The organism is Wolbachia endosymbiont of Tuta absoluta (genome assembly GCF_059414725.1).
Map to the genome: position 1 here is coordinate 1 of NZ_JBNRJY010000381.1, position 6,081 is coordinate 6,081.

A 6,081-nucleotide genomic window follows, 5' to 3' on the forward strand; every position below is an offset into this window, starting at 1 on the left:
GATCAGAAGTCCTCTAAATCATGAACAACCTTTCTTTAAACCTATGTTTGTATGGTATGGGTTTTATTCATAAGACCTTTTCGGGCAGTGACGCTGGCTGGAGAGGACACGATCCTGGCCGGCGGACGAACTGACAGGTTGACAATTTGACATTATGACGACCTGTTATCTAATAAAACAGTTGCTTACTGATACCCAAGTGATTCACATTCTTTTCCGGGTGAGCTCCTGCTCCCCACAGTCAGGTGTAGATATCAAAGCCCCGGGGCTAAAATTGTAGAGTCCACACACAAAACACAAAAACACATATCACGCCTATAATCCCTTGCGGGGTAGGCAGAGCATAAGTGGCCGCATAAAACGGACTTACGCCACGTCTGACAAACATTTGAGGGTCATCCGGAAAATTGTGTATCGCCATAGTGACAGGTTGTCAGCCCATCGCCTAAAACTGCAATACACACCCTCAAGTCCCTTAGTCGCCTCCTACGACTCCCACGGGCAACAAATGGGGTGATGCTATTCTAAGCCGGCATCACACGGCATGTAGAGTCCAGAACTAAAAAAAACGCATTCCTGTTGTTTAACCTGAATAAAGAATCTGAATCTGAATTCTTTATCTTCATCGATACCTTTCATTGGTACTACATAATATATGACCAAAAAGATTCTAAAAGAATTTGTCGTAAGATTAATTTTTTTTTACTAATTAGTTGCACGTGGCAACCCTACTGCTCTGGTATGCGTGCTATGCTCCCTGGGACGGACGACATCGATTTATTGATCAGTAATTCATAATTAAGCTCTTTGCCTCACGCTGTTTTTTCTTTTAGTTTTTATATCGTCTAGGTAGATGTTGCCCGCGGCCTTGTCTCACAACATTTCATACAACCTTTATACAATAAAGGGTATCGACTATTAAAAACTGCTCTTTTCCTCTCCTGGTAAACTCGGAGCTCCGCTGAAATAGTTTAGAACAAAATATAAGTCTTCAAGTCTCTGTTACAAATTCTTTGGGGTATGGATAATCATTGTCAGTTGTAGGTTCGATATAGTTCGTGATCGATCTTAGTTCATTTTCTATAGGAAGCACTAATAGCTTTTCACTATCCTCGACAGAAATACCAGGAAACCCGACAAATACACTAATTATAGGAATCTGTATATCAGGATTGCTTTCTCTTGGCATCTTTATATAAGTGTATGAGCCGAAGGTAAAAATCACGATAAGCAATAATATTACTGTTCTATTCCTCTCTACAAGTAAGCTTTTCATGCCAAACATTATACGTATTTATATCATATTATAGCTAAGATAAATTATATATTAATTAATCCTCATATAGCTTTATGTAAATGATTAAAATTTTTACAGTTTTGCAAGCGTAAGAAAATTTCTATATAATATGACTTTAGTATGGTACTTGAGGGATTATTGTGGTAGCAGTTTTAAGTGTGATAGAAGGCAAGAATAAAGCGATCGTATCTGGGTTGGTTGGTGTTTCATCAACTTTAGTATTTTTAACAATGATTCACATTGCTGCAAAGATAGCCATTATAGTTACTGCTGCTGCAGTTACTTACGCATTACTTTCATTGCTTAATAAAGCAAGACCTAAGTCTGTTAAAACTGATGATATGTCAGAAGATGAAGGGTATAGCAGTGTTGATGAAGGTGAAGAAAAAGATACCGTAAAAGAACCAAAAAGAACTGAAACTGAGCTAGAAGAAGAATTAAAAAATAAAAGAGCAGAAGAAGAAATGAAAAATGGACTACCTAAACATATGGATTTCAAAGGTAATTCACTTTCTAAAAGTGCTGATACTACAGATAGTCATTTCGTTTCTAGTGCTACAAATATTGTTATGGAACCTTTACCTAAACACATGGATGCACTTGGTAATCCACTTCCTGAGCAGCCACCGAGCAACCTTACCAATATAGGGCTTGGATCATCTAAAAGTACGCAGAAACTATCTGCTGCAGACTTGCTATTACAGTATGGGAATGTAAATAATGATGTGAGGAAAGTGCTAGAATGGCCAATTACCTCAAAGGAGTTTAATGGGTTAGGGTTTAACAGGTAGTTGCTATATCAAACTCTCCATCTTATATTGAGGATCAGATGCAATGCCATACACTCTATTTGGCGGAGCAATTTTGTTCTCTATACCAAAAACTATACCTTCAATTATTGCTGTGAGTACTTTTTCAAGGTTACAATCTGCTCCAGGAACACGGTGCTCTAGGCGGCATCTTTTGGAATCGTTGCCAAAATAGGGAATTCTTATCGCAGCAGTTCTGTTATTCACTCCCCAACTAATCGTAGTTGGAGTATGAATATCTGGGTACTGAAATCTTAAATATGAATCATCATTTGGAGCAAAAAACAACATATGTTTTTTCATCATTGCACATAATCCACCTATGCTGTGAATCAGGTGGTCACTATATTTTTGCTTATTGCCATAAAATAAGTTATTATTATTTGAATCCATGAGGCTAACATGTACATTTAGTGCGCTGCCTGCTCTATCCAAATAAGGTTTTGCTTTAAAAGAAACATTACCATCGAACTCTTGTGCTGTTCCAATCAGTAATTTTTTTACTAACTCAAAATGCATAATTAAATTATCAGGACTCGTATAACAATCACTTTTTATCTCGTATTGGTTTAAAGAACTCTCTTTCTCACAAAAAAATCCAAGAGAAGCTATTTTATTTTTGATGCTATTCAGAAATAAATATTCTTTTTTTATTCCCTCAGTGTAAAACTCCAGTTCAATACCGAATACAGTATTATGACTCAAATTACTTAATATAATCACAAATTTACTTCAATAAATTTATACTAAATCAGCTATATTTATACAAGTACTTTACTTATTTATCAGTAAATTGAATATCTTATTTATACATAATATATTACTATTTTTTAATAACATACTTCTAATCCTCGGTACAAGCGACATTTACAAATTGATTGTTTTTATTTCAAAAAAATGATCAATTTTAGTGCTTTTATACTCTTTACAACTCGTCAAAAAATCCTCATAATTTTAGATATGTATTAAGTAGTGTTAGCTTTTTATCTTACAGTAAGCTATTGATTATCTTGCATCTTTCTGATTATTATTCTTTCTTGGTGTGGTATATGAACTTAACTAACCCTAAGGTTTCTACTATGTTTTTTGATCAGATTATTACAGTAACGGACCACAATGTTACTTGGGAAAAAATCCAAAATTATCTCCATAATCTCTATGGAGAAGCAACATATAACAGCTGGCTGAGTTCACTAAGATTTATCAGCAACAGAAATGGAGAAGTTTTGTTGTCTGTACCAACAAGATTTATAAAGGAGTGGATTACAGTTCACTACATGGAAAAAATATTGTCATTATGGCAAAGCGAAGATCAAAGTGTATGTTCTATTGATATTCAATTAATTGAAGAAAGAAATTCAAATTCTAATACGATACTAAAAAATAGAGAGGAAAATAATCATAATCTTGGTTCACCACTAGATACCAGATTCACTTTTGATAATTTTGTGGTAGGAAAGTCAAATGAGTTAGCATTTACAGCGGCAAAGCGTGTAGCGGAATCTATAGATCCAATATCAGGAAGCAACCCTTTATTTCTATATGGTGGAGTGGGACTTGGTAAAACACATTTAATGCATGCTATAGCTTGGGACATAGTTAATTCTCCGTCAGCAAAAAGAAAAGTGGTATATTTATCAGCAGAGAAATTTATGTATCAATATATTACGGCGCTGCGGAGCAAAGATATTATGTTATTTAAAGAGCAATTTAGATCAGTAGATGTATTGATGGTAGATGATGTGCAATTTATCAGTGGTAAAGATAGTACACAAGAAGAATTTTTTCACACTTTCAATGCATTGATAGACCAAAATAAACAATTGGTTATATCAGCTGATAGGTCTCCTAGTGATCTTGATGGAGTAGAAGAAAGAATAAAATCACGACTTGGTTGGGGATTAGTTGCAGATATTAATGAAACAACTTTTGAATTAAGACTTGGTATATTGCAGGCGAAAGTGGAACGAATGAATATGTATGTTCCAAAGGATGTCCTAGAATTTTTGGCAAGGAATATAAAATCCAATATAAGAGAACTAGAAGGAGCATTAAATAAGGTTGCTCATACCTCTTTAATTGGAAGAAGCATGACAGTAGAATCAGCTAGTGAGACCCTAATTGATCTTCTTAGGTCAAATCATAGGTCAATCACAATAGAAGAAATACAGAAAAAAATAGCTGAATTTTTCAATATAAAGATTGCAGATATGCAATCTAATAGAAGGCTCCGCAGTCTTGCGAGGCCGAGACAAATAGCTATGTATTTCGCAAAGAAGTTTACGCAAAAAAGTTTACCAGATATTGGAAGAAATTTTGGTGGTAGAGATCATGCTACTGTTATACACGCAGTCAAACAAGTGGAAAATTTCATAAGAACTGACCCAAAATTTGCTGATGAAATCAATCGATTAAAAAAGATGTTTAAGTAGCACTTTATTAATGACAACCAGGCTGTTTTCATTTTTTTGATCAAATATCTTGTTCAAGTAGATTAAGTAAATCAAAGATCATTATTAGTATAAGCTAAGAGAAAATAGCTAGTCGATTGCTTAAAAAGTATATAAAATCACAATTTAAGTAGGAAATATGGCAATTAGACTTATTCCAGATAATCTTGATATAAGATTTAGTAAATATAGAAATTTGACAGCACTTGTTAGCGTTATTCTTATCATTTTTTCAATGCTTACTTTTATGCTGCGTGGAATGAATTTGGGTATAGACTTTACAGGTGGAATTTTGATAGAGATAAAATCTTCAAGCAAGGATGATGCTATTCTCGGTATATTAAAAGAGAGTGGATTTACGATACAGAGTTCAAAAGCTGGTGATAACTTAGTTGTGCGGTTTAAAGATGAGGGAGATGAAGATAAAATTAAAAAGGTTAAAAGTATATTAGAAAGCAAATTAGGTAATTTAGTAACTTATCGTAAAATAGATTATGTTGGTCCACAAATAGGCTCAACGCAGATATTTGAAGGGATATCAGCCATGTTAATTGCAATTATTGGAATATTTTTTTATGTTTGGCTTAGATTTAGCTGGCAGTGTGGACTTGGTGGAATAATGGCACTGATCCATGATGTGATTTTAACTCTTGGCTTTATCAGCTTAACGAGTATTGAGTTTAATATTTCATCAGTTGCAGCTCTACTTACCGTGATTGGCTATTCAATCAATAATTCAGTGGTTATATACGATCGGATTCGAGAGTATAAAAAAAATAGAAAAGATGTAGAAATGGATGAAATAGTTGATGCTAGCATTAATTCTACACTATTTCGTACTATGTTAACTTCAGGTACTACTCTTCTTGCTGCTCTTCCTTTAGTGCTGATTTGTACAGGTGTGGTCAGAGACTTCTGCTTAATCATTTCTTTTGGCATTGCAATCGGCACCTGTTCTGCAATATTTATCTCTGCTCCTATATTGACCTGCAGAGCGTTGATAAGTAGAGTATAGAACGTTTAACTACGATATAATATTAGCTTATTATCCCTAATAGTGAAATGAAAATATCTCAAAAAGCTCATACCAAGTAATGAATGGGACATAGAGTGAGTATTAACACTAGCGTGTACATCATTAATTAAAAAATTTCCTATTTTAACTTGAGGGATGTGAACAACACCAGCTTTTATTTGACCTTTTGCAGTTTCATATATTTTAAAGTCTTGAATGTTTTGTAAGTTAATACCAGCATGTAACGCATCTTTTTGCGATAGAACAATATCAGTTGCTCCGGTATCAAGCAAAAACGTTATATTACGATCGATCGGATTCGAGAGTATAAAAAAAATAGAAAAGATGTAGAAATGGATGAAATAGTTGATGCTAGCATTAATTCTACTAGAGAACAGAGAGTTAATTTAACCAATAACATGCTTGAAGGATCGATCGTAATATAACGTTTTTGCTTGATACCGGAGCAACTGATATTGTTCTATCGCAAAAAGATGCGTTACATGCTGG

The 6,081-nt window shown here is 34.2% G+C and carries 6 protein-coding genes and 2 pseudogenes; 4 read left to right on the top strand and 4 right to left on the bottom strand.

From position 1 onward, the window contains the following. Positions 1–268 precede the first annotated feature (268 nt). Both cas5 and ACJ5GX_RS04045 read right to left on the bottom strand, forming a co-directional pair. Entirely contained in the window at positions 269–421 is a 153-nt protein-coding gene (gene cas5, locus ACJ5GX_RS04040) for a CRISPR-associated protein Cas5 (RefSeq protein ID WP_495292729.1), read from the bottom strand. Between the two features lie 570 nt (positions 422–991). Further along, positions 992–1,285, bottom strand: a complete 294-nt coding sequence (locus tag ACJ5GX_RS04045) for an efflux RND transporter permease subunit (protein WP_495292730.1) — start codon at positions 1,283–1,285, stop codon at positions 992–994. Between the two features lie 152 nt (positions 1,286–1,437). Here ACJ5GX_RS04045 and ACJ5GX_RS04050 point away from each other — a divergent pair, with 152 nt between their 5' ends. Further along, positions 1,438–2,088 (top strand): hypothetical protein, encoded by a 651-nt coding sequence (locus ACJ5GX_RS04050; protein WP_007302791.1) that lies wholly within the window; start codon positions 1,438–1,440, stop codon positions 2,086–2,088. Positions 2,089–2,091: 3 nt separating this feature from the next. Here ACJ5GX_RS04050 and ACJ5GX_RS04055 read toward each other — a convergent pair whose 3' ends face one another. Continuing rightward, a complete protein-coding gene (locus ACJ5GX_RS04055; protein ID WP_007302792.1) occupies positions 2,092–2,829 on the bottom strand; it encodes a type I glutamate--ammonia ligase in 738 nt (245 codons plus the stop codon). 326 nt (positions 2,830–3,155) lie between these two features. On the opposite strand from ACJ5GX_RS04055, the gene dnaA reads away from it, so the two are divergent. Continuing rightward, positions 3,156–4,538 carry a chromosomal replication initiator protein DnaA gene (dnaA, locus tag ACJ5GX_RS04060; protein ID WP_012481713.1) on the top strand — a complete coding sequence of 461 codons (1,383 nt, stop codon included), beginning with the start codon at positions 3,156–3,158 and terminating at the stop codon, positions 4,536–4,538. Positions 4,539–4,695: 157 nt separating this feature from the next. After that, positions 4,696–5,571: a protein translocase subunit SecF gene (gene secF, locus ACJ5GX_RS04065; protein ID WP_007302794.1), complete on the top strand. Its 876-nt coding sequence runs from the start codon at positions 4,696–4,698 to the stop codon at positions 5,569–5,571. A gap of 5 nt (positions 5,572–5,576) precedes the next feature. Here the strand turns inward: secF and ACJ5GX_RS04070 are convergent. Further along, a pseudogene (locus ACJ5GX_RS04070) lies at positions 5,577–5,885 on the bottom strand (TIGR02281 family clan AA aspartic protease); the annotation flags it as partial. A gap of 119 nt (positions 5,886–6,004) precedes the next feature. Between ACJ5GX_RS04070 and ACJ5GX_RS04075 the strand changes: the two are divergent. Continuing rightward, positions 6,005–6,081: pseudogene (locus ACJ5GX_RS04075) on the top strand (TIGR02281 family clan AA aspartic protease); the annotation flags it as partial.

What these genes read in the sequence shown, in the direction of transcription:
- cas5 (WP_495292729.1), bottom strand. Translation starts at nt 421, where the DNA reads ATGGCGATACACAATTTTCCGGATGACCCTCAAATGTTTGTCAGACGT.
- ACJ5GX_RS04045 (WP_495292730.1), bottom strand. Translation starts at nt 1,285, where the DNA reads ATGTTTGGCATGAAAAGCTTACTTGTAGAGAGGAATAGAACAGTAATA.
- dnaA (WP_012481713.1), top strand. Translation starts at nt 3,156, where the DNA reads ATGAACTTAACTAACCCTAAGGTTTCTACTATGTTTTTTGATCAGATT.
- secF (WP_007302794.1), top strand. Translation starts at nt 4,696, where the DNA reads ATGGCAATTAGACTTATTCCAGATAATCTTGATATAAGATTTAGTAAA.